The following is a 21517-nucleotide window of genomic DNA, read 5'->3' as shown; positions in this document are numbered from 1 at the left end:
GTTCGGTCTCCCGTTTGAGCGCTCAGATGCGATCGGCCTGTCGTGCGACGAAAAACGGCTGGCGCGCGCGTTTCTTCATGACGAGCGGCGGGTGAAATACCCGTACGCCGATCTGTCCCGCCAGCCACGAAAGCAGGTTGCTCAGCAACAAGTAAGCAATCAGCGTAGTAGAAAAGGTCTGGATATAGAGCAGCGTGCGCGCGTTGATGACCGTCGCTGTTCCGCTCAACTCCGGCAACGCGATCGCCGACAGGAGCGACGTGCCGAGCAACAGTTGAATGAGGTTGTTGACGATCGCCGGATAGACCGCGCGCGCGGCCTGCGGCAGCACCACCTCGAAGAAGATCTGCGAACGCTCGAGACCGAGAAGCGACGCGGCTTCCAGCTGGCCACGCGGCACTGACTGGATACCGGCACGAAGCACCTCGGCGAGATACGCGCCGACGTTCACCCCTAACGCGATGACGCCTGCCGTATAGGCATCGAGGGTGATACCCAGTGACGGCAGGCCGAAAAATACGATGAAGATCTGCAGCAGCACGGGCGTATTGCGGATCGCTTCGATATACACCCGTGCGATCGCGCGCAGCGGCCCGACGCGCGATACGCTCGCGAGTGCGGTGAGCAGGCCGAGCAGCAGTGCAACGACGAAGGCCAGCAGCGTGACCTGGAGCGTCAGCCACGACGCATGGACGAAATCATTCCAATAACCTGCCAGGGTCAGCCATTGATAGCTCATGGTTCCTCCGTCGGCCGCATAGCGCTGGGCGGGGCGTCAGTACTGCGGGCTCAGCGGGAAATGCGGCTCGGCGCCAAACCACTTCTTGTAGAGCTGCGCGTTCAGCTTCGATGCGTTGACCTGGAACAGGAACAGATTCAGATAATCGAGCCAGATCTGATCGCCCGCCTTTACGCCGAACGCGTTGTATTCGAGCGGAACCAGCGCTTCATTGGTGACCGTCAGACCCGGATCTAGCGATGCCTGATAAGCGAGAAAATTGTTGTCCTCGATCATTGCATCGGCCTGGCCCTGTTTGACGGCAAGAATCGCGGCCTGAGAGCTGTCGAATTCCTGGATTTTGACCTTCATGTTCAGCGAGCGCACTTCGTCGCCGTTTGTCGAACCCTTGACGGTCGCAATGGTGCGATTCGCCATGTCGTTGATCGACTGGATGCCGCTGCTCTTCTTGACCAGCAGCGCCTCGCTCGCAACCACATAGGGATTCGTAAAGGCGATTTCCTTCGCCCGCTCGAGGTTGCGAGTGAAGTTGCAGAACACCACGTCGACCTTGCTGGTTTGAAGATTCGGAATGCGATTCGCGCTCGTGGTGTTCACGACTTCCAGCTTGACGCCCATCTGCTTCGCCAGTTCTTTCGCCAGGTCGACGTCGTAACCATCGGGTTGGCCGTCCTTGTTGTAGAAGCCGAACGGCGCAAAGGTCAAACAGTCGCCTACCCGCAGCGTGCCCCTTTGCAGGACCTGCTTCAGTGTCGAAGCGACCGAAGCACCTTGCTCCGGCGGAGCGACCTTCGTGCAGCCGGCAAGCATCAACAGACCGGCAAAGGCGAACAAACAAGTGAATTTTGAGCGTTCCCTGACGAATTTCATTTTTCAGAATCCCGATCTGGTGTGAGGAGTCCGTGCGTGGACGGATGCGGCGATAGCTTGGCCTTCGCGGCGCGGCTCCGACCGATGAGATCGCAGCGACCGCGCGAGTAGCTACTTGTCTGGTATATCGGAACGGAGTCCGACACAGCAGATGAAGCGCAGTGTTTCACGGGAAAAAAATAGTTGCAATGGGGAATTCCAGCGCGATTGAGGCGCTGCGGGTGGGACGATGTGAAGTGCTTTCAGCTTGAAAGCATTCGGGCGGTGCGCGTGATTTCGCTTGCACCAGACGTTCCGTTAGCTTTTATGGTCCGCACCGACGACTGAGAAGGCGATGCGACTGAAAATCGGCGAACTGGCAAGAAAGGCAGGGCTGAGCGTCCGAGTCCTGCACCGCTATGACGCGATCGGATTGCTGTTACCGTCGCAGCGCACGGATGGGGGCGCGCCTCCCTTCAGCAGCCGCCCATTCGACCGCCATGGCCACCTCGCCAGCCCGCCACTGGAAAACAAGGCGTCCCGCGCAGGCGGTGATGACGGACACGCACGCTATTTCATTTGTACGGGAGCATGGTCGCTCATCAGTTCAACCACCCAGTCGATGAACACTCTCAGCTTCGCACTGACGTGGCGGTTCGGCGGATACGCGATGTGAAGAGGCATCGGATCGATCTGCCAGTCCTCGAACAGCTCAACGAGTTCGCCTCGTCTCAGGTGATCTTTCGACATGTAACGCGGAAGCCACATGATACCGAGGCCGGCCACCCCAGCCGCCAGATAGGCGTTGCCGTCATCCACTGAAAGGGCGTAGCGGCTTTGCACCCTTGCGGTCTCGCCGCGGCGCTGCAAGACGAGCGGATAAAGATTGCCTGCTCGTCCCCAGGAGAACCCGACAATGCGGTGATGCGAGTTTTCGAGTTCCCCGGGGTGGGAGGGCGTGCCTGCCAATGCGAGATATCGCGGCGACGCAAAGATACCGAGCGGAAGGTCTGCCACGCGCCGGGCGACCATGGATTGGCCGTCCGGCTCGCCGCCACGCACGACGCAATCCACGTTCTCGCCGATGATGTCGACGGTTCGGTCACTCACGCCCATGTCGAGTTGAATGTCCGGATAGCGGCCGAGGAATGCCGGAAGCGCCGGGACAAGAATCAGGCGGGCGAACGGACTAGGCACATCCACACGCAGGCGGCCTCGCGGTGCCGCCGATGCGCTCAACAGGCTCGTCTCGGCGGCGTCCACATCGGCGAGCAGCCTGGTCACACGCTCGTAGTACACGATGCCATCCGGCGTGACGTTGATCTTGCGCGTCGTCCGGTTCAGGAGCCGGACGCGCAAGCGCGCTTCGAGTTGCTGGACCAGATGCGTCACCGTGGTCTTGCTCATATGAAGCGTTTCGGCCGCCTTCGTGAAGCTGCCGGCCTCGACTACCCGGACGAAAGCGCGCATTGCGTCGAAGCGATCCATAGGTGTTTGCCTCGCGTTTGAATTGTTTGCGTTTTACAAATAGTCATGAACAGGGTTGGCGGTTTATCCTGCGCGCGCCGATCGGTAGAGTGGCTGATCGGAGCCATGATCTATCGATGGAGGTGAATGTGGGCAAGCGCGATGTGGTATTTCCGCCGGGACGTCGGGCGCTCTACGAGCGTAACCGGTATTCTCCGGCCGTACGGGCGAATGGGTTGCTGTTCGTGTCGGGACAAGTCGGCAGCCGCCAGGACGCCACGCCCGAGCCGGATCTGCAGGAGCAGGTGCGGCTCGCTTTTCGAAACCTGAATGCGATTTTGCACGAAGCAGGATGCACGTTCGACGACGTGGTGGACGTGACGGTGTTCATGGTCGACCCGCAATCGACGTTCGAGCGCATCTGGCAGGTCATACCTGAATTCTGGGGCGATGCGCCGCATCCGACGCTCACCGCGGTCGGCGTGACGTGGCTTTATGGCTTCGAATTTGAGATCAAGGTCGTTGCGAAACTTCCTCTCGATGATTGACGCGTCGGTCAAGCGATGCAAGCTGTCGGTCCGCTTTCCTGGTGAGAGGGTTCGCGAAACGCCACGGTAGGAGACGAGTAGCGACCTTCCGGCGCCGGAGATCGGCGAGGCGTCTCAGATCTCTCTCGAGCATCAGTCGTGCGATTTCAAGTAACGTCCAGGTGGTTCGCCAAGCACTTTGCGAAACATGACCACAAAATTGCTCGCGTTCTCGTAGCCCAGACCGTTTGCGACATCCTGGACCGTCGCGCCCTTGGCCAGCCATTGCAGGGCGAGCAGGATATGAAGTTGTCTACGCCAGCGTCCGAAGCTCATGCCCGTTTCTCGGGACACCAGACGTGAGAGCGTGCGCGGGCTGATGCTCATCCTGCGAGCCCAAGAGTCGATGCTTCCCGATTCGGACGGCCTTGCCATGATCCACTCGACGAGTGTGCGCAGTCGCTTGTCTGTTGGCAGGGGAAGATGAACCCGCCCGGGCTGCGCCAAAGCCATTTCGTCGAGAAGGAGCGTCGTTAATCTTGACGCCATGCCCCCCTCTTTGTAGCGCAAGGGCAATGCCGCTGAACGGATTACCAACTCGCGCAGCAGCGGCGTTGTCGACAACGTGCAGCAGTTTCGCGGCAACGCCTCGCCTGCAACAGGGTCGACGTACACCATGTAACACTCAATTGTGCCGGCCGCCTCCATTCGATGTGGCAGACCACCCGGTACCCAGATGGCGCCTCCTGGTGGCACCAGCCAGAAACCACCGGCCACCTCGCAGGTGAGTACTCCGCGCATCCAAAGCAGGAACTGACCTTTTCGATGGAAGTGGAAGTCTGCTTCCTTGCGGCTATTGATCTGACGCGCATTGTCGTTACCCGTCACAGCCACCATGTCCAGGCCGGCGGCTCCCACCGTGATCACTGGCCTGGGGATGAGGTCAGGGTCCTCCCAATCAATCGACGAAGCGTCGCTGAAAATCGGCATCGGGTGACTTTCCAAGAAGATGGATCGGTGTGGCAAGAATTCACTATACAGTGGCAAGTTGCATTATTGTGACCAACACACGGGGTATTTAGCATAAACGTGGACATTACAACCACGCGAGCGGTCACATGAAGCAATCGAAGAAAATCCTGATATGCGGCGGCGGGATCGCCGGGCCCGCATGTGCCTGGTGGCTGAACAAATACGGCTTTTCCGTGGTCGTCGTTGAAAAGCACGCTGCGTTCAGAGACGGTGGGCAGAACATTGACGTGAAGGGCGTCGGACAGCAGGTAATCGATCTCATGGGTTTGACGGAGCAGGTCGACGCTCACAACACACATGAGTGCGGGCAGAAGTGGCTTGATGAGGCCGGCAAGGCGTTGGCCGTTTTTCCCAAGGGCGCCTTTGGCAGCTTGACCAGCGATTTCGAAATCCTACGAGGCGATTTCGCGCGTGTTTTGTTCGACGCGACCCGCAGCACCTGCGAATATCGTTTCGGCACGTCCGTCCGCAGCATCGAAGAGCGTGAGGACGGCGTACGCGCGACCTTCGTCGATGGCTCGGCCGAGGAATTCGAATTGATGATTTGCGCCGACGGACTGAACTCCTCGACGAGAGACCTGGTGCTCGCCGAGGAAACCCGCTTGCGCTACCTCGGTGCCTACATGGCGTTCTTCGACATTCCCCGGCGTCCGGAAGACGATTTCTGGGCCTGTTCCTTCAATGGGGTTGGCGGAACAATGGCCCACCTCAGGCCGGGCGGTCCGACGCAGACCACGGTCCTGATCACTTTTCCAGTCAACGAGCGTGACCTGTACGGGCCGTCGGCGAAATTTCCGCGGAACATGCTTCATGCGGCGCTGGAGGGCCGTGGCACGCTGGCAGATCGGATTGCGGGCGAACTGGATGGCGTAGATGACTTCTACTTCGGACCGATGAGCCAGGTGCAGGCATCTGCCTGGTCGAAAGGCAGGGTGGTGTTGTTGGGCGATGCTGCGCATTGCCCCACGCCGTTCACGGGCAAGGGCACAGCCTTGGCTCTCATAGGAGCGTATGTCCTGGCGGGAGAGATCAAGCACGGCTCGACCCACACCACTGCCTTCCAAAGATATGAAAGCATCCTTCGCCCGTACGTCGAGCGTTCGCAGCAGGAGTTGAGCCCCGGACTCGTTCGACTCATGCACGTGAAGACCCGATTCGGGATTTCTGTCGTTCGTATCGCGCAACGATTCTTCGGTAGCGCACTGATTCAGGCGCTGTTGAAGCCAAGCGCCGCGACTAGCGCTCGGAAGATCGACAAAGACTTCGCGCTCCCGGTCTATTGACGGACCGGCTTTTCTGCTGCCTCATGCGTGCATACACCACACCCGACAAAAAAGCCTCGCATCCCAGGAATGCGAGGCTTTTTGCGTTAAAGCATCAACCGCAGGCTACAACCAACCACCCACCGCTCAATGAGCCGCCGCGGTCTGCGCTTTCTTACCACCACCGGGCGCCCGCTTGATTTCCTCGAGCTTGATCTCGACGTGGCGCGAGAACACATACTCCGCCGGGCGCTGCTTATCGAGCGGGATATCCTTCGTGTAGGCCCCTTCGATCTTCGGCCCGCGCAGGCTCACGCCCAGCGCCTTGAGCGGATGCGCAACCGTATCCATCACTGCCGTAGCCTCGAAACCGCTGTGAACCATGCAGTCGGCGCACTTCTCATAGTTGCCGGTACCGTAGGCATCCCAATCCGTCTCTTCCATCAACTCCTTGAACGTCTTGGCATACCCCTCGCCCACGAGATAGCAGGGCCGCTGCCAGCCGAACACCGTGCGCGCCGGATTCCCCCACGGCGTGCAGTGATAAGTCTGGTTACCCGCCAGAAAATCGAGGAACAGCGCCGACTGACTGAACGACCAGTTCTTGCCGCGATTGCCGCGCTTGAAAATCTCGCGGAAAAGCTGCTTGGTCTTGTCGCGGTTCAGGAAGTGCTGCTGATCCGGCGCACGCTCATACGCATAGCCCGGGGAAACAGTAATGCCATCCACGCCGATCGGCCCGAGCGTATCGAAGAACGCGGCCACGCGCTCCGGCTTCGCATCGTTGAAGAGCGTGCAGTTGATATTGACCCGGAAGCCGCGGCGCTTCGCTTCGCGGATCGCGGCCACGGCCTTGTCGTACACGCCTTCCTGCGACACCGAATGGTCGTGCATTTCCTTGTCGCCGTCGAGGTGGACGGACCAGACGAAGTACGGGCTCGGCTGGTAATCGTCCATCTTCTTTTCCATCAGCAGCGCGTTCGTGCACAGATAGACGAACTTCTTGCGCTGGATGATGCCGCGCACGATCTCGGGCATTTCCCGATGCAGCAGCGGCTCGCCGCCGGCGATCGAGACGACGGGTGCGCCGCACTCGTCCACCGCGCCGAGGCATTCCTCCACCGACAAACGCTGATTCAGAATCGGATCCGGATAATCGATCTTGCCGCAGCCATTGCAAGCGAGGTTGCAGCGGAAAAGCGGCTCGAGCATCAGCGCAAGCGGATAGCGCTTATTGCCCGTGAGATGTTGGCGCGTGATATAGGCGCCTACACGAAATTTCTGCAGGAATGGGATCGACAAGGCGTCCTCCTTAAGACTTGAGCGCGGCCATGGGCTCGGTGAGCTTTGCCGGCAGCTTGAATTCGACTTTCTCTTCGCGTCCCGCCATCGTCGTGACATCCACGGGGCCGAACGCGCGCAGCGCGTCGATCACGTGTTCGACCATTTCCTCGGGGGCGGATGCGCCCGCCGTGATGCCGACGGTGTGGGCGTTCGCGAACCATTCGGGCTTCAGTTCGGAGCCGTCCGCAACGAGGTAGCTCGGCACGCCGCTTTCGGTGCCGATCTCGCGCAGGCGGTTGGAGTTCGAACTGTTCGTCGCGCCCACGACGAGCAGTACGTCCACATGTGTGCTCAACTCGCGCACCGCCGCCTGCCGGTTTTGCGTGGCATAGCAGATGTCGCGCGTGTCCGGGCCGACGATGTCGCTGAAGCGGCGCATCAGCGCATCGATGATGCCGCGCGTGTCGTCCACCGACAGCGTGGTTTGCGTGACGTAGGCGAGCGGGGCGTCGTCGGATAAATCGAGGTTCGCCACTTCGGCCTCGCTCTGCACGAGCAGCACCTTGCCCGGAATCTGGCCGATCGTGCCTTCCACCTCGGGGTGGCCTGCGTGGCCGATCAGGATCAGCGTGCGCCCGGCGGCCACATACTGTCTTCCCTGCACATGGACCTTCGTCACGAGCGGGCAGGTGGCATCGAGCACGTCCAGCCCACGCTCGCGCGCGTCGCGCTCCACACTTTGCGCAACCCCATGCGCGCTGAATACCGTCACCGCACCGTGCGGCACTTCGTTCAGTTCTTCGACGAACTGTGCGCCCTTGCCGCGCAGATTTTCGACAACGTGCCGGTTATGCACGATCTCGTGGCGAACATAAACGGGCGCGCCGTGCCGTTGCAGCGCACGATCGACGATCTCGATCGCACGGACGACGCCCGCGCAGAAGCCGCGCGGCTGAGCAAGGATGACTCGCATGTTGTGGCGAACTCCGACTGAGTCGGGGGTATCGGATTGAGCCGACGCAGAGCACGCGCTCAGATCGCCCCAACCGAACTGATCCAACTAATTATTAATTAGAAAGCGGGCGTGATAGCCGGCAAACTGAACCCAAACGCGCATTCTAACGCCATCGGCCGGCAAACGCTTCAAAGCCCGTTTTTGCCCCTTTTGCGCCGTTGCGCGTGGCGCACGGGCGCCGGCATGCGCCCGGTTCGCGAGCGGCGCGGCGCTCGACCCATTAAACTAGGCAGCTTCGCCATCGCCAACCTTACGTTTGCTTTACGGAGCCATCGCCGATGGCCGCGACCCGCATGGATTTCCACCACTACACGCATTCCGCACCAGGCCGCTGCGCGTTCTTGCCCGAATTCGACGGGGGGCGCGCATGACCACCGTGCTCTTCGGTCTTTCGCTGCTCTCGCTCGTCATCTGGGCGGTTCTGCTGTTCGCGCGCGGCGGTTTTTGGCGCACGCGTCCGGCCGGCCCCGTCAGCCCGCCGCCGGGGTTCGCGTGGCCGGCTGTCGTGGCCATCGTGCCGGCGCGCAACGAGGCCGACGTGATCGGGCAAGCGCTCGCCACGCTGCTCGCGCAGCAATACGAGGGCGAATTTCATGTGATCGTCGTCGATGACCACAGTACCGACGGCACGGCCGACGCCGCCCGTGCCGCGGCGCTCGAACTCGGATGCCCGGAGCGGCTCAACGTCGTTGCGGCGGAGCCGCTGCCGCCGGGCTGGTCGGGCAAGGTTTGGGCGCAGTCCCAAGGCATTGACGCCGCGAAGGCCCTCGGCCTGTCTGCCGACTACTTCTTGCTGACCGATGCCGATATCGGGCATCCGCCCGAGGCCGTTGCCCAACTCGTCGCGCGCGCGGCGGCGGAACAGCGCGATCTCGTCTCGCTGATGGTTCGGCTGCGCTGCGATTCGTTCTGGGAGAAGGCGCTGATCCCGGCCTTCGTCTTCTTTTTCGCGAAGCTCTATCCGTTCGCCTGGGTCAACGACGTACGCAACAAGACGGCCGGGGCGGCCGGCGGCTGCATGCTCGTCAGGCGCATGGCGCTCGAGGAGGCGGGCGGCATCGAGGCGATTCGCGCCGAACTCATCGACGATTGCAGCCTTGCCGCGCGGGTGAAGCACCGCGGTGCGGGGCGCCACCCGATCCGCCTCGACGTGGCCGATCGCAGCCTTTCTTTGCGCCCGTACGACAGCCCGCGCGAGATCTGGAACATGATCGCGCGCACGGCCTTCACGCAGCTGCGCTATTCGCCGTGGCTGCTCGCGGGCACGCTTGCCGGCATGACGATCATCTACCTCGTGCCGCCCGTAGTGGCGCTCGTGCTCGGCGCGCCGGGCTGGCCGGCATGGCTGGCATGGGCCGCGATGTGCTGCGCCTATGCGCCGATGCTGCGGTACTACCGGCGTTCGCTCTATTGGGCGCCCGCGCTACCGCTCGTCGCGCTGTTCTACGTGGGGGCGACGGTGGCGTCGGCCGTGCGTTACTGGCGCGGTAAGGGCGGCCAATGGAAGGCTCGCGTGCAGGCGCCCGTACAGGAGCGCTGAGGCCAGCGCGGCGGCCCGGGCCGTCGGTCGTATCCCCGGCCCGCTGTGCGCTCCCGGGGGCCGGATATCCGGCGTTATTTCGGGGGCGTTACTTCGAAAGCATCATGTAGAGCTGGATGATCGCGTCCGGCGACAGCGTGAACGGCACCCAGCCGTGCCCGGTGTGGCGCGCGATGAGCAGGCGGTCGCCGTTTGCCTGCTTCTGCACGGCCATGACGGGGTTCCTGGTGGCGGCGAAGCGCCAGCCAGGCGCGATCGCCATCGGCGGCTCGGGCGTCATCGAGGCGCGCGCGTTTGCGAGTTCCTCGATCAACTGGCCGATCTGCTCAGGCTGCAGCGCGACGGACTGCTCGCCGATCGCGAGCGTAATCGCGTCCTGCGACGGACGGCTTACGCGCAGGGTCGGCTTTTGCTCGGTTTCTTCGGTTTTTTCGGGCGCCGCCTGCTCGGCGCGGGCGCTTTCGGCCGCCGCGGCGAGCGCCTCGTGCGCAAGCCGGTTCAGTTCGTTGATTCGATCGACGCTCGCTTCGAGCGCGCCGATCTGTTCGTTAAGATTCATCTGCTGCATTCTCGGGAGTGAACTCGCGATTTTAACGGCTCGGCGCGCGCTTCCCCGGTGGTTTTCGGCCTCGACGTTGTAACAAAATACACACCGCGCGTTGTCGCTCAGCGGCGCCTCACGGGCTTATCAACGGCTCAGATAGCCAGCTTCGCGGAACCACTCGAGCGCATCGTGCAGTCCTTCGCGATAGGGCCGCGCGCGGTAGCCCAGTTCGCGTTCGGCCTTCGCCGACGTGAAATACATCTTGTTCTTCGACATTTTCAGACCGTCGAGCGTCACGAACGGTTCGCGCTTCGTGAACTTCGCCACGCATTCCGCGCCGAGTGCGATCGGGTAGAGCGGCCAGCGCGGCAGGCGTACCGTCGGCGCCTTGCGCCCCATGCGCGCCGCGATGTCCGCGAGCATTTGCTGCAGCGGCAGGTTTTCGCCGCCGAGAATGTAACGCTCGCCGATTCGGCCGCGCTCGAGTGCGAGCAGGTGGCCGTGCGCAACGTCGTCCACGTGCACGAGGTTCAGGCCCGTATCGACGAATGCCGGAATCTTGCCGAGCGCGGCCTCCACGATGATGCGGCCAGTAGGCGTCGGTTTGACGTCGCGCGGGCCGATTGGCGTGGATGGGTTGACGATGACCGCAGGCAGCCCGGCCTCGGCGATCATGCGCTCGACGGCGCGTTCGGCCAGCACTTTGCTGCGCTTGTAGACGCCGATAGCCTGATCGGCCGCGAGCGCCATCGTTTCATTCGCTTCGCGGCCTTCGCTCGTGACCTTCAGCGTCGCGACGCTGCTCGTGTAGACGACACGCTCGACGCCCTGCGCAAGTGCGGCGCGCATCGTCGCCTCGGTGCCTTCCAGGTTGGCGCGCACGATTTCGTCGGGGTCCGCTGCCCAGAGCCGGTAATCGGCCGCCACGTGCAGCAGATAGCGCACGCCTTCGAGTGCTTTACGCATCGAGGCTTCGTCGCGCATGTCGCCGACGACGACCTGCGCATCGAGTGCTTCGAGATTCTTGCGCGGGCTCGTCGGTCGGACGAGCACGCGCACGGCATGGCCACGTCCGAGCGCGGCGCGTGCGACGGCAGAGCCGACGAAGCCCGAAGCGCCCGTGACGAGCACGAGATCGCGTGATGTGGCGGTCATGGGTATCGCATTCCTCGATTTGTGGCGATGCGGTGCGCCGCATCGAACGAGGTGCGATTGTAATCGGGGATGGCGGATGCGGGGGGCGAGGGCCAGGGCGGCGGCGCGCCCGGCCGAATTACCCGAACATCAGCGCGCCTTCGTTGAAGCGGCGAACGAAGGCATGGGCCTCGGCCGCCGGCATTGGCCGCGCGAAGCGGTAGCCTTGCACGACGGCGCACCCATGGCGGCGCAGGAATGCGAGCTGCGTGTCCGTTTCGACGCCCTCCGCAACGACGCTGAAACCGAGCGCGCGCCCAAGCGAGAGGATGGCCCGCGTGATGATCTCGTCCTCGCGGTGCACGCCGATGCCGCGCACGAACGACATGTCGAGCTTGAGCCGCTCGGCGCGGAAACTGCGCAGGTAGGAGAGACTCGAGTAACCGGTGCCGAAATCGTCGATCGCGATGTCGATGCCCATTGCGCGCAATGCGTTGAGCACGTCGAGCGAGCCGAGGTTCAGCAGCGCGCCCTCGGTGATTTCGACTTCGAGCAGATGCGGGGCCAGCTGCGCGCGCCCGAGCGCCTGCTGGATCACGCGCAGGATATCGGCGCGTGCGAACTGCCGCGGCGAGAGGTTTACGGACATGCGCAGGCCCGGCAAAGTTGCCTGCCAGACCTGGGCCTGGAAACAGGACTGCTGCATGACCCACTCGCCGATCGGCACGATGAGGCCATTTTCTTCGGCGATCGGAATGAACGTGGCGGGGCTTACGGGGCCGAGCTCGGCATCGGTCCAGCGCAGTAGTGCCTCCACGCCCGTCACGCGGTTCGTCTGCAGATCGACTTGCGGCTGATACTCGAGGCGGAATTCGCCGTTCGCGAGCGCCATGCGCATGCGCCGCGAGAAATGCAGGCGATCGTCGGCCGCGCGTCCCAGCTCCGGCGTGAAGCGCTGCACGCCGTTGCGTCCGTTCGATTTGGCGCGATACATCGCGAGATCGGCGCGCCGCAAAAGGGTTTCGGCATCGTGCCCGTCGGTGGGAAAGCAGGCGATGCCGATGCTCGTCTCCACGTAGAACTCCGTGTCGTCGATCCACACGGGGCGCGCAAAGGCCTGCGAAACGCGGGCCAGCACTTCCGTCAGGCGGTCCTGCGCGCCCGATTCGAGCACGACGATGACGAACTCGTCGCCGCCATAACGCGCGACGGTATCGGTCTCGCTGACGCATGCGGAAAGCCTTGCGCCGATCTCGTGCAGCAGGCGGTCGCCCACGCCATGGCCCAGGCTGTCGTTGACGTCCTTGAAGTGATCGACGTCCATGAACACGAGCGCCACGCGCGAGCCGTTCATGCGTGCATCGGCGATCGCGTCGGCCAACCGCTCGTTGAAGCGGTTGCGATTCGGCAGTGTCGTCAGCGAATCGACATTGGCCTGCTGGCTCAGCAAGTCGCGCGATCGCACGAGTTCCGTCACGTCGTTGAGCACGCTGATATGGTGCGTGAGGCGTCCACCTTCGTCGCGCACGGGCGCAATGTAGATCTGGTTCCAGAATAGGGTGCCGTCGCGCCGGTAATTGCGCAGCAGCGTCGTCACCTCGCGGTCCTGCTGTAGTGCGCGGCGTATGGAATCGAGCCCGCCTTGATTGCGGTCCGTGCCGTGCAAGAAGCGGCAGTCCTGGCCTTTGACGGATTCGATCGAGTACCCGGTGATCCGCTCGAATGCCGGATTGGCGTACTCGATCAGGTCCCCTTCGTCGGTCCTGCGCGTGATGAGTACCGCGTTGACGCTTGCATCGAGTGCGCGGCTGCGCAAATGCAGCGTAAGGTCGGCATTTTTGCGATCGGTGATGTCCTCGTACGTGGCGAGCAGGCCGATAATTGCGTCGTTCGCATCGCGAAGCGGCACCTTCGTCTTGCGCAGCCAGCGCCACACGCCGCGCGCCGCTGGCACGAATTCTTCGTAATGCGACGGCTTTCCGCTCTCGAGTACTGCCCGGTCGCGTGCGCGCGCGCCAGCGGCCGCATTGTGCCAAGGCATGTCATCGTCGGTGCGGCCGATGACTTCGCGGCTGTCTTGCACGCCGACGTCGTCCGCGAACGCCTGATTGCATCCCAGATAGCGGGACGCGGTATCTTTCCAGAAAATGCGCTGGGGTACGCTGTCGATAACCACTTCGAGCATTTGCTTCGATTGCTGCAGCGCCGCCTTCGCCTGCTCTTTCTCGGTCACGTCTACGATGACGACGAAGCACGCCTGGCGCTCGTGATAGGTCATGATGTGATATGTCGGCTCGACGAATAGCCGTGAGCCGTCTTTGCGCAAGTGCGTGCGTACCCCCGGGGCACCGCTTTTGGGGCCGGGGCTGACGATGAACTCGCCGAAGGCCGCCAGAAACCGGGCACGATCTTCCTCGGGGCGCAGTGCGGTAATCGGCAGGCCCGCGAGTTCTTCGCGCGCATACCCGTATACCTGCAAGGCCGCGTCGTTGGCCGCGCTGACGGTCAGCGTTTCGATGTCGTAGACGAGCATCGGCAGCGGATGGCCTTCGAAGTACGCGTGAAAGAGGGCTTCGCCTTTCCGATCGGCGATGCGTGTGCGCGCCTCGGCTATTTCGAGCCGATGCCTGACATAGATGCCATAGGCGAGGCACGCCAAGGCCGCCGCCGTGGCGAGCACGTCCACTTCGAGTCCGATGGACAGCCGGACGGCGGCGCGAAACGCCAGGGCCAGCGCGATGGCGCAGGCTGCGATGCTGACCGCCGTCTTTCCGTACCCGCCAAGCCAACGTCGGGGCACGCCGTTGCGATCGACTCCTGCTGCGTGGTGTCCTTCAGCCACGAAAGTCTCCTGTCACGCAAATGCGTTGTCGCTTCTCGCAATTAGTGCAATTAACGGCGGTCCGGCGACGATTCTTTAGGCCAGGCCGGCGAGCCCCTTCCCGCCAACGGCGACTACAATGCCCGGTTTGAAGCGTTCGCTGGGAGAAGCGGGTATGATTGGCCCCGATTTGAATAGCAGGATCGAAACGTATTACGTGCGCGTGCAGGGCATCGTGCAAGGCGTCGGCTTTCGCCATGCGACGGTGCGCCAGGCGCATTCGCTCGGCATTACGGGCTGGGTTTCGAACTTGCCCGACGGCTCCGTGGAGGCAATGGTGCAGGGCCCGGCCGAGCGCATCGATCGGATGCTCGAATGGATGCGCCGCGGGCCGCCTTCGGCACGCGTGACCGAATGCACGAGCGAAGAGCGGGCCATCGAGAAACGCTTCGCTCGCTTCGAGCAGCATTGAGCGGTTTGCGGTAATTTATGGCGCCGCGCCCCGATATGCTTCGATACGCGTTGATACGCCTCGATATGCGCCGCTAACGAAAAACGGCTCTCGTTTCGTGCCTCCGGCTTGCTGGTAAAGCGCTTTGTGCGTGTGCCTTTGCAGTTTGTCTTTTGATCGGCAGATCGGAAGATCAGAAGAACAACGATATTCAGCTCCCTCCCATGAATTCGCTCGGTATGGGCCGAGGCATCGCGCTCGCGGTATCCGCCTCCGCTTTGTTCGCCCTCATGTCCGCGTATACGCGGCTTCTGGCTCCGCTTGGCGGGCTCGACATTTTCGCGTGGCGGATTCTCTGGACGGCTCCGGGCGCCCTGCTGCTCGTGCTGTTGCGCTCGCGCCTGCCCGCGCTGATCGAGCTTGCGGGCCGTGCGGCGCGCGACAAGCGCGTGGCATTGGCACTGGTCATGTGCTCCGCGCTGATGGCCACGCAACTGTGGCTCTTCATGTGGGCGCCGCTGCACGGGCGTGTGCTCGAAGTGTCGCTCGGCTATTTCTTGCTGCCGCTTTGCATGGCGCTCGTGGGGCGTTTCTACTACCGCGAGCCCCTTTCGGGCATGCAATGGCTCGCGCTCGCGTGCGCCGCCGTGGGCGTGGCGCACGAGTTCCTGGCCACGCACGCATTTTCCTGGCCGACGCTCGTGGTGGCGCTCGGCTATCCGCCTTACTTCGTGATTCGCCGCAGGATCGGTGCCGATTCGCTCGCGACCTTCGCCCTGGAGACGTTGCTGATCGTACCGGTCGCCGTCGTGCTCGTTGCGACGAGCGAAGCGGCACGCGCGGCATTCGGCAGCCCGATGCTGTGGGCGGTGCTGCTGCCGGGGCTCGGCGCGCTGAGCACGGCCGCGCTGGCTTCTTATCTGAAGGCGAGCCGTTTGCTGCCGATGGCGCTCTTCGGCATTCTGGGCTACGTCGAGCCCGTGCTGCTCGTCGTGATTTCAGTAGCGCTGCTCGGCGAATCGCTGACGGCGCAGCAATGGTGGACCTACGCGCCGATCTGGGCTGCCGTCGCCGTCACGGCCGTGCATACGCTGTTGCTGCTGCGTTCGCGCTGAAGGTATCGGGTCCGCTTCGCCTGTTCGGCATTGCCGTGCATTGGACGGCGTGGCTTCGCCAATGCGGTCCCGCAGCGAGTGCGGCGCGATGTTTATCGCCCGCCGCCGGCAGGCGTGGCCTCGCTGCGGCGCTCGATTGCCTCGCGCAGGCCAGGCCGCCAGCCGAGCCCGAAGAGCGCCTCGGCGAGCACGAAGAGCGGACCGATCAAGAGGCCGACGATATCGTCCACGAATGCGGGCTTCCGATGTTCGTAGGCGATGTGTCCGACGAACTGAAACACCCAGCCGACGAGAAAAAGCCCGAGGCCCGTGCCGGCCCAGGCAACCGTGGAAAGCGAAGCCGCCCAGTGGCCGAAGGCCACGCAGGCCGCCGACAGCACGAGCATCGCCGCGCCGAGCGGAAGATCGAGCAGCAGATAGTAGATCGTCGCGGCGCCGAAGAGCAGCCACGCCGGGGAAATGGCCAGTGGCAGCACGCCGAGCGTCGACGCGGGGCGGCTCAGCAGAACCGCGAGCGCGACGACTATCATCGGAATGCCGACGAAATGCGTCGCAACGTTGCGGCGGTCGCGGTGATAGGCGGCGTATTGCGAAAGCTGGTCGGTGAGCGTCTTCATGGGTGGCGGTGAGCGGGCCGCCGTGCGGGGCCCGCGGGTTGCAGACTTCGTCACCATTGCACACTTCGCCGGCCGTCTTCAAGCGATTGAATGTGTCATTCGCTGAATAACGGCGCGCCCGGGTGCGTTCAGGCGAATGGGTTGTCCACGGTGCCGGTGGGTGTGGGCGGCTCGTCGTCTACGCGCTGCGGCAGATGCGAATCGCCCTGCAGGCTCGTCACGATGGCATCGACGGCTTGCTTGAGCGCGAGCGCCGCTTTCAAGCCGCGCCGGTCGCGCGCGATCTCGAGCGTGCCGGCGATCACCACGCGCGTGGTGCCGTTGGAAACGGTCAGCGCGTCGCCCTCGATGTTGAGTACGTCGTCGTCATTCGCGTAAGCGTTGAAGTCAGACACCTTTCAGTCCTCCGATGCGTTGGTTTTTCAGCGATTCGGGAATGCCCGGAATCCGTATGCCGCTCATCGATTCGAATTCAAGCACCGATTTCACGTCGTAGCTGTCGGTCGCGCGGTTATCGACGACGATTGCAAATGCCGTGCGCGCCGCCGGCACGTAGACGACCTTGAAGATCTGCGTCGGCACGAATACGCGCGTCGCGCCGATCGTGCGCAACTGGCCGCCGGTGAAGAGCGGCCCGGTGATGACGTAGGCATCGCCGTTCCTGGCCGCGATCTTGCGCACGGCGGATTCGATGCGGGCCCACAGATGCTGATTGTTGTCGCGGTCCTGCGGCACGATGTTGGCGAGCGTGAAGGACTCGGCCATCGCCGTGCCGCTGAAGCGGTCGCCGGCCGGGCTCATGTGCCCGCGATCGAACCCGCTGCGCTTGTAGTCGGCGAGCGTTGCACCTTCGCCGGCCGGCAACGACGGCTCTTCGTAGAACTTGTTGGTGCGGACCTGTTCCTTGGCCTCGCGCAGATGATCGCGCGTGAGGTGCTCGGCCGACCAGAGCGGGCCGTGTGTGATGCCTGAGTGGAGCACGACGAAATCGGAGTAGCAGACGAGGCGCGTCTTCGGCGCCATCTTCGGGTTCGTCAGCACCGGGAACTCCGCCCCGGGAACGAATTGCGAGCAGGCGGGTGCAGCGCTGGCTTGAACCGCCGCCACGGCCATGAGCAGGCCGGCCAGGAACTTCTTCATCGAATGCGGGCAAAGTTTGTGGGCCCAAAGTATAGCGAGGGACCCTGCCCGGCGGGCGCGGGCAGTGTAAGCAAATGTGCGTGGGAGGCGTGCCTGCCGGGGGGGCTTCGGGCTGCTGCCCGGCGCCGCTCATCGCCGGCGGCGGCGTCGATGACGCGAATATGTCCATCTGGAGCGCAATTTCCGTGGACCGCGCTCCTTAATTCGCCTTAATCCTGATTCCCGCGCCAGTCCCTATCGGCATTCGAACGCGGGCGCTATACTCGTTGCCGCATTTGCCAATGCCGGATAGCGGTTTCCGAAGTCCTCCGAAAACGCGGAGGAATCTCGTTAAAAAGCTCCCGATTTCAGACATGGATAAGAAGATGCGCGACAAATTGCGCCGGCTGAAAAACGAACATACAGGGCCAGTGCGTTTTACCCGGGCGGGTCTCGTATCTCTTCTGGCGGTGGCGCTGGCCGCGTGCGCCGTCGGCCCCGATTTCAAGGCGCCGGCCGTGCCCGCGGTCTCGTCGGTCACGGCAACGCCGTTGCCGGCCAGCACCGAAGCAACGCCCGTGGCGGGCGGCGAAGCGCAAGCATTCGCCGCAGGGCAGCCGCTCGACGCACGCTGGTGGACCGCGTATGGCTCGGAGCGGCTCGATGCGCTCGTCGACGAAGCGTTGCGCGGGAGCCCGACGGTTGCGTCGGCGCAGGCGGCGCTGCGCGCGGCGCAAGAGCAACTCGCCGCGCAGCGCGGCGGGCTTTTCCCATCGGTAAGCGGCAGCGCGAGTGCGGCAAGGGAAAAGATCAACGGCGCGAGCGAAGGCTTTCCCCAGGCGGGAAGTTTTCTTTTCACGCTCTATAACGCCTCGGTCAATCTGTCGTACAACTTCGACATATTCGGCGGCGTGCGGCGCGGCATAGAGGCGCAGGCGGCCGCGCGCGATGCCCAGCGCGAGGAGCTGCAGGCCACCTATCAGACGCTTGCGGCCAATGTCGTCACGGCGGCGCTGAGCGAGGCTTCGTTGCGCGCGCAGATCGACGCCACGCAGGAACTCATCGCCTCCGCTCAGCATCAGGTCGATCTGAGCCGCCAGCAGTTCGAGCTTGGCGGGGCGGCGCGCTCTGATTTGTTGTCGTCCGAATCGAACCTCGCTTCGATGCAGGCGACGCTACCGCCGTTGCAGCAGCAACTGGCGGCTGCGCGCAGCCAGCTCGCCGTCTATCTCGGCAAGACGCCGGTCGAATATCAGCAGAGCGGACTGGAGCTGGCGGCATTGCGGCTGCCACCCGACATACCGGTCATGCTGCCGTCGGAGATCGTGCGCCAACGGCCCGATATCCGCCGTGCCGAGGCGCAGCTTCATCAAGCCAGTGCGCAGATCGGCGTGGCGACAGCGGATATGTTGCCGCAGATCGGCCTGTCCGCCAGCGTTGGCGATGCGACGGAAAAATTCCGTTCGCTCTTGTCGAGCGGCGTGTTCTCGATCGCGGGCACGATTTCGCAGCCGCTCTTCCAAGGGGGGACGCTGAACGCGAAACGTCGAGCGGCGATCGCCCAGTACGACCGCTCGCTGGCCGACTATAAGCAGACCGTCCTGCTCGCGTTCAAGAACGTGGCCGATGCGCTGCGCGCGCTCGACAACGATGCGCGGACCTTGAATGCGCAGTATCGCGCGCAGCAGGCGGCCGCCGAGAGCATGCACCTGATCGAGCAGCGCTTCGGCCTGGGTGGCGCAAACCATCTTGAGCTTCTGGTCGCGCAGCAACAGTACGAGAAGTCGCGCATCGCGTATGTGCAGGCGCTGGCGGCGCGCTATCAGGACACCGCGGCACTCTTTCTCGCGCTCGGCGGCGACTGGCGTGCCGCGAGCGACGGCAAATATACGTCGAGCGTTGCGCCGCAGCCGGAGTGAGCCGCGCCTCGTCAGGCCCCGATCGCCCATCTTTTACAAGCAAAAGCGGATCTTCCTATGACCGACAAGACGGAGTTGCTGCGCCAACTGCGTATCGACCGCGACAAACGAAGCTCGGGTACCGGCGGCGGTCCCCGCCGATGGTGGCTCGTGGGCGCGGCCATCGCGCTCGTCGTGCTGCTCGGGTTGGGCGGCTGGCTCTGGACGCGCTCGGCGGCGCCTGCCGTGAGAGTGGCCGTTGCGCGGCCGCTCGCCTCGGGCTCGTCGGCAGGAGGGGCTTCGATCCTCGATGCCTCTGGCTATGTGGTCGCGCGCCGGCAGGCAACGGTGTCGGCGAAGATCACGGGCAAGCTCGAGCAGCTCTTCATCGAGGAAGGGCAGCACGTGAAGGAGAACGAAGTGGTGGCCAAGCTCGATGCGACGAACGCATCGGCCGCCCTGCTGCAGGCGAAGGCCGGCGTGACACAGGCCGAGGCCACGCTTGCGCAGGCCAAGGCGGCCGCCGAGGACATCACGCCGATCTATCGCCGCAACGAGAAGCTCGCGGCGACAGGCGTCATCAGTCACGAAGCGCTCGAAACGAGCAAAGGCACGTTCGATGCGCGGCAGACCGATCTTGCGGTGGCGCGCGGTAACCTCGCGGTGCGGCAGGCGGCCCTCGAGGTCGCGCAGCGCGATATGGACGACACGATCGTGCGCGCGCCGTTTTCCGGGGTGGTGACGACGAAGAACGCACAGCCCGGCGAAATCGTCTCGCCGCTCTCTCAAGGCGGCGGTTTCACGCGTAGCGGGATCTGCACGCTCGTGGACATGGATTCGCTCGAAGTGGAAGTGGACGTGAGCGAGAATTTCATCGGGCGCGTGCGGGCGAACGAGCCCGCGGTGCTCAAGCTCAATGCGTACCCCGACTGGCAGATTCCGGCTTATGTGATCGCCGTCATTCCGACGGCTGATCGCAGCAAGGCCACCGTGAAGGTGCGCGTGGGCTTCAAGTCGCGCGATGCGCGTATCCTGCCCGAAATGGGCGCGCGGGTATCGTTTTTGAGTCGGCCGGATCAGGCCCGGCCCGACAAAGCGGGCGCCAACGTACCCGCGGGCGCGGGCGTCGCGGTGCCGCCCGACGCGGTGCAACCCGGTGGCGACGCCAGTACCGGTACCGTGTTCGTGCTGCACGATGACAAGGTCGAGCGGCGCGCGGTCAAGCTGGGTGCGCGCAACGAAGACGGCCAGATCGTGCTGTCGGGGCTGGCGCCGGGTGAGCGCGTGGCCGTGGGCGCGCCGGCGCAACTGGCCGATGGCGCGCGCGTGCGCATCGCGCAGTAACGGGCGGCGGCGGACATTCACCGAGGAGCAACGCAAATGAGTGCAATCGTTTCTCTGCGCAAGGTGGTGAAAACATACACGCGCGGCAAGCAGAGCGTCGAAGTGCTGCACAACCTCGATCTCGAAATCGCTGACGGCGATTTCGTCGCCCTGATGGGGCCGTCGGGCTCGGGCAAGACGACCGTGCTGAACCTGATCGGCGGCATCGACCACCCCACGAGCGGCGAAGTGATCGTGGCGGGCGAACGTATCGACGAATTGAAGGGTAGCCGGCTCGCGCGCTGGCGCGCCGACAACGTGGGCTTCGTTTTCCAGTTCTACAACCTGATGCCGATGCTCAGTGCCGAGCGCAATGTCGAACTGCCGTTGCTGCTGACGTCGCTGAACAGGGAGGAACGCAGGCGCAACGTGCAGACCGCGCTGGCCGTGGTGGGGCTCGAGGAGCGCGTGAAGCACAAGCCGTCCGAACTTTCGGGCGGTCAGGCACAGCGTGTGGCGATTGCGCGGGCGCTCGTTTCCGATCCCAAGCTGCTCGTATGCGACGAACCGACGGGCGACCTCGATCGCACGACCGCCGACGAAATCCTGCACCTCCTGCAGGTGCTCAATCGCGATTACGGCAAGAGCATCGTAATGGTGACGCACGATCCGAAGGCTGCTGATTTCGCGACGCACACGCTGCATCTCGACAAGGGCCGGTTCGTCGACGAGCCGGTGAGAACCGAAGCCTGAGCGATGACGGGCTGATGCCGTCGGAGT

Annotated in this window: 20 protein-coding genes and 1 pseudogene; 9 read left to right on the top strand and 12 right to left on the bottom strand. The window is 63.6% G+C overall.

The genetic code is table 11. The annotated features are described in order from the left end of the window. Positions 1-22: 22 nt before the first annotated feature. Entirely contained in the window at positions 23-739 is a 717-nt protein-coding gene (locus U0034_RS25610; protein WP_085229351.1) for an amino acid ABC transporter permease, read from the bottom strand. A gap of 36 nt (positions 740-775) precedes the next feature. Continuing rightward, positions 776-1609 carry an ABC transporter substrate-binding protein gene (locus U0034_RS25605; protein WP_085229350.1) on the bottom strand — a complete coding sequence of 278 codons (834 nt, stop codon included), beginning with the start codon at positions 1607-1609 and terminating at the stop codon, positions 776-778. A gap of 334 nt (positions 1610-1943) precedes the next feature. Between U0034_RS25605 and U0034_RS25600 the strand changes: the two are divergent. Continuing rightward, a pseudogene (locus U0034_RS25600) lies at positions 1944-2054 on the top strand (MerR family DNA-binding transcriptional regulator); the annotation flags it as partial. 104 nt (positions 2055-2158) lie between these two features. On the opposite strand, the gene U0034_RS25595 reads toward U0034_RS25600, so the two are convergent. Beyond that, a complete protein-coding gene (locus U0034_RS25595) occupies positions 2159-3076 on the bottom strand; it encodes a LysR family transcriptional regulator (protein WP_085229349.1) in 918 nt (305 codons plus the stop codon). Between the two features lie 128 nt (positions 3077-3204). Between U0034_RS25595 and U0034_RS25590 the strand changes: the two genes are divergently transcribed. Next, entirely contained in the window at positions 3205-3603 is a 399-nt protein-coding gene (locus U0034_RS25590) for a RidA family protein (protein ID WP_085229440.1), read from the top strand. 132 nt (positions 3604-3735) lie between these two features. On the opposite strand, the gene U0034_RS25585 is transcribed toward U0034_RS25590, so the two are convergent. Then, positions 3736-4572 carry an AraC family transcriptional regulator gene (locus tag U0034_RS25585; protein ID WP_085229348.1) on the bottom strand — a complete coding sequence of 279 codons (837 nt, stop codon included), beginning with the start codon at positions 4570-4572 and terminating at the stop codon, positions 3736-3738. A gap of 128 nt (positions 4573-4700) precedes the next feature. On the opposite strand from U0034_RS25585, the gene U0034_RS25580 reads away from it, so the two are divergent. Continuing rightward, positions 4701-5897, top strand: a complete 1197-nt coding sequence (locus U0034_RS25580; RefSeq protein WP_085229347.1) for an FAD-dependent monooxygenase — start codon at positions 4701-4703, stop codon at positions 5895-5897. 126 nt (positions 5898-6023) lie between these two features. Here the strand turns inward: U0034_RS25580 and hpnH are convergent, their stop codons facing one another. Together hpnH and ispH are read right to left on the bottom strand one after the other, a co-directional pair. After that, on the bottom strand, positions 6024-7178 hold the full coding sequence (hpnH, locus tag U0034_RS25575) for an adenosyl-hopene transferase HpnH (protein WP_085229346.1): 1155 nt from the start codon (positions 7176-7178) through the stop codon (positions 6024-6026). A gap of 10 nt (positions 7179-7188) precedes the next feature. Then, complete coding sequence (gene ispH / locus U0034_RS25570; RefSeq protein ID WP_085229345.1) at positions 7189-8133, bottom strand: 4-hydroxy-3-methylbut-2-enyl diphosphate reductase; 945 nt, start codon at positions 8131-8133, stop codon at positions 7189-7191. A gap of 409 nt (positions 8134-8542) precedes the next feature. Between ispH and U0034_RS25565 the strand changes: the two genes are divergently transcribed. Further along, positions 8543-9715: a glycosyltransferase gene (locus tag U0034_RS25565; RefSeq protein WP_085229344.1), complete on the top strand. Its 1173-nt coding sequence runs from the start codon at positions 8543-8545 to the stop codon at positions 9713-9715. Between the two features lie 88 nt (positions 9716-9803). Here the strand turns inward: U0034_RS25565 and U0034_RS25560 are convergent, their stop codons facing one another. The 3 genes from U0034_RS25560 to U0034_RS25550 form a co-directional block, all read right to left on the bottom strand. Then, the gene (locus U0034_RS25560) at positions 9804-10274 is read right to left on the bottom strand and encodes a hypothetical protein (RefSeq protein ID WP_085229439.1); all 471 of its coding nucleotides are present in this window, start codon (positions 10272-10274) and stop codon (positions 9804-9806) included. Positions 10275-10403: 129 nt separating this feature from the next. After that, on the bottom strand, positions 10404-11414 hold the full coding sequence (gene hpnA / locus U0034_RS25555; RefSeq protein ID WP_085229343.1) for a hopanoid-associated sugar epimerase: 1011 nt from the start codon (positions 11412-11414) through the stop codon (positions 10404-10406). Positions 11415-11532: 118 nt separating this feature from the next. After that, the gene (locus tag U0034_RS25550; RefSeq protein WP_085229342.1) at positions 11533-14235 is read right to left on the bottom strand and encodes a sensor domain-containing protein; all 2703 of its coding nucleotides are present in this window, start codon (positions 14233-14235) and stop codon (positions 11533-11535) included. A 154-nt stretch (positions 14236-14389) separates the two neighbouring features. On the opposite strand from U0034_RS25550, the gene U0034_RS25545 reads away from it, so the two are divergent. Together U0034_RS25545 and rarD are read left to right on the top strand one after the other, a co-directional pair. Then, positions 14390-14686 (top strand): acylphosphatase, encoded by a 297-nt coding sequence (locus U0034_RS25545; RefSeq protein ID WP_085229341.1) that lies wholly within the window; start codon positions 14390-14392, stop codon positions 14684-14686. A 203-nt stretch (positions 14687-14889) separates the two neighbouring features. Then, positions 14890-15780: an EamA family transporter RarD gene (gene rarD, locus U0034_RS25540; protein ID WP_085229438.1), complete on the top strand. Its 891-nt coding sequence runs from the start codon at positions 14890-14892 to the stop codon at positions 15778-15780. Between the two features lie 92 nt (positions 15781-15872). Here the strand turns inward: rarD and U0034_RS25535 are convergent, their stop codons facing one another. From U0034_RS25535 to U0034_RS25525, 3 genes are all read right to left on the bottom strand, one after another. Continuing rightward, positions 15873-16397: an Mpo1 family 2-hydroxy fatty acid dioxygenase gene (locus U0034_RS25535; RefSeq protein WP_085229437.1), complete on the bottom strand. Its 525-nt coding sequence runs from the start codon at positions 16395-16397 to the stop codon at positions 15873-15875. Between the two features lie 128 nt (positions 16398-16525). Continuing rightward, positions 16526-16792, bottom strand: coding sequence for a hypothetical protein (locus U0034_RS25530; RefSeq protein WP_085229340.1), 267 nt, complete (start codon positions 16790-16792; stop codon positions 16526-16528). Then, entirely contained in the window at positions 16785-17537 is a 753-nt protein-coding gene (locus U0034_RS25525) for a DNA/RNA non-specific endonuclease (RefSeq protein ID WP_085229339.1), read from the bottom strand. The genes U0034_RS25530 and U0034_RS25525 overlap by 8 nt, the downstream gene beginning before the upstream one ends. Before the next feature lie 353 nt (positions 17538-17890). Here U0034_RS25525 and U0034_RS25520 point away from each other — a divergent pair, with 353 nt between their 5' ends. The 3 genes from U0034_RS25520 to U0034_RS25510 are packed head-to-tail and all read left to right on the top strand — an operon-like array spanning position 17891 to position 21490. Continuing rightward, positions 17891-19435: an efflux transporter outer membrane subunit gene (locus tag U0034_RS25520; RefSeq protein ID WP_233211812.1), complete on the top strand. Its 1545-nt coding sequence runs from the start codon at positions 17891-17893 to the stop codon at positions 19433-19435. Positions 19436-19492: 57 nt separating this feature from the next. Further along, a complete protein-coding gene (locus tag U0034_RS25515; RefSeq protein WP_085229338.1) occupies positions 19493-20758 on the top strand; it encodes an efflux RND transporter periplasmic adaptor subunit in 1266 nt (421 codons plus the stop codon). A gap of 36 nt (positions 20759-20794) precedes the next feature. Continuing rightward, on the top strand, positions 20795-21490 hold the full coding sequence (locus U0034_RS25510; RefSeq protein WP_085229337.1) for an ABC transporter ATP-binding protein: 696 nt from the start codon (positions 20795-20797) through the stop codon (positions 21488-21490). The last annotated feature ends 27 nt before the right edge of the window (positions 21491-21517 follow it).

Origin of the sequence: Trinickia caryophylli (assembly GCF_034424545.1) — a bacterium.
Lineage (GTDB): Bacteria > Pseudomonadota > Gammaproteobacteria > Burkholderiales > Burkholderiaceae > Trinickia > Trinickia caryophylli.
This window is presented reverse-complemented; position numbering and strand designations above follow the sequence as displayed.

Coding starts and splice junctions, on each gene's coding strand:
- U0034_RS25510 (WP_085229337.1), top strand. CDS start 20,795: ATGAGTGCAATCGTTTCTCTGCGCAAGGTGGTGAAAACATACACGCGC.
- ispH (WP_085229345.1), bottom strand. CDS start 8,133: ATGCGAGTCATCCTTGCTCAGCCGCGCGGCTTCTGCGCGGGCGTCGTC.
- U0034_RS25515 (WP_085229338.1), top strand. CDS start 19,493: ATGACCGACAAGACGGAGTTGCTGCGCCAACTGCGTATCGACCGCGAC.
- U0034_RS25595 (WP_085229349.1), bottom strand. CDS start 3,076: ATGGATCGCTTCGACGCAATGCGCGCTTTCGTCCGGGTAGTCGAGGCC.
- rarD (WP_085229438.1), top strand. CDS start 14,890: ATGAATTCGCTCGGTATGGGCCGAGGCATCGCGCTCGCGGTATCCGCC.
- U0034_RS25560 (WP_085229439.1), bottom strand. CDS start 10,274: ATGAATCTTAACGAACAGATCGGCGCGCTCGAAGCGAGCGTCGATCGA.
- U0034_RS25545 (WP_085229341.1), top strand. CDS start 14,390: ATGATTGGCCCCGATTTGAATAGCAGGATCGAAACGTATTACGTGCGC.
- U0034_RS25605 (WP_085229350.1), bottom strand. CDS start 1,609: ATGAAATTCGTCAGGGAACGCTCAAAATTCACTTGTTTGTTCGCCTTT.
- U0034_RS25610 (WP_085229351.1), bottom strand. CDS start 739: ATGAGCTATCAATGGCTGACCCTGGCAGGTTATTGGAATGATTTCGTC.
- U0034_RS25520 (WP_233211812.1), top strand. CDS start 17,891: ATGGATAAGAAGATGCGCGACAAATTGCGCCGGCTGAAAAACGAACAT.
- U0034_RS25535 (WP_085229437.1), bottom strand. CDS start 16,397: ATGAAGACGCTCACCGACCAGCTTTCGCAATACGCCGCCTATCACCGC.
- U0034_RS25585 (WP_085229348.1), bottom strand. CDS start 4,572: ATGCCGATTTTCAGCGACGCTTCGTCGATTGATTGGGAGGACCCTGAC.
- hpnA (WP_085229343.1), bottom strand. CDS start 11,414: ATGACCGCCACATCACGCGATCTCGTGCTCGTCACGGGCGCTTCGGGC.
- U0034_RS25525 (WP_085229339.1), bottom strand. CDS start 17,537: ATGAAGAAGTTCCTGGCCGGCCTGCTCATGGCCGTGGCGGCGGTTCAA.
- U0034_RS25565 (WP_085229344.1), top strand. CDS start 8,543: ATGACCACCGTGCTCTTCGGTCTTTCGCTGCTCTCGCTCGTCATCTGG.
- U0034_RS25580 (WP_085229347.1), top strand. CDS start 4,701: ATGAAGCAATCGAAGAAAATCCTGATATGCGGCGGCGGGATCGCCGGG.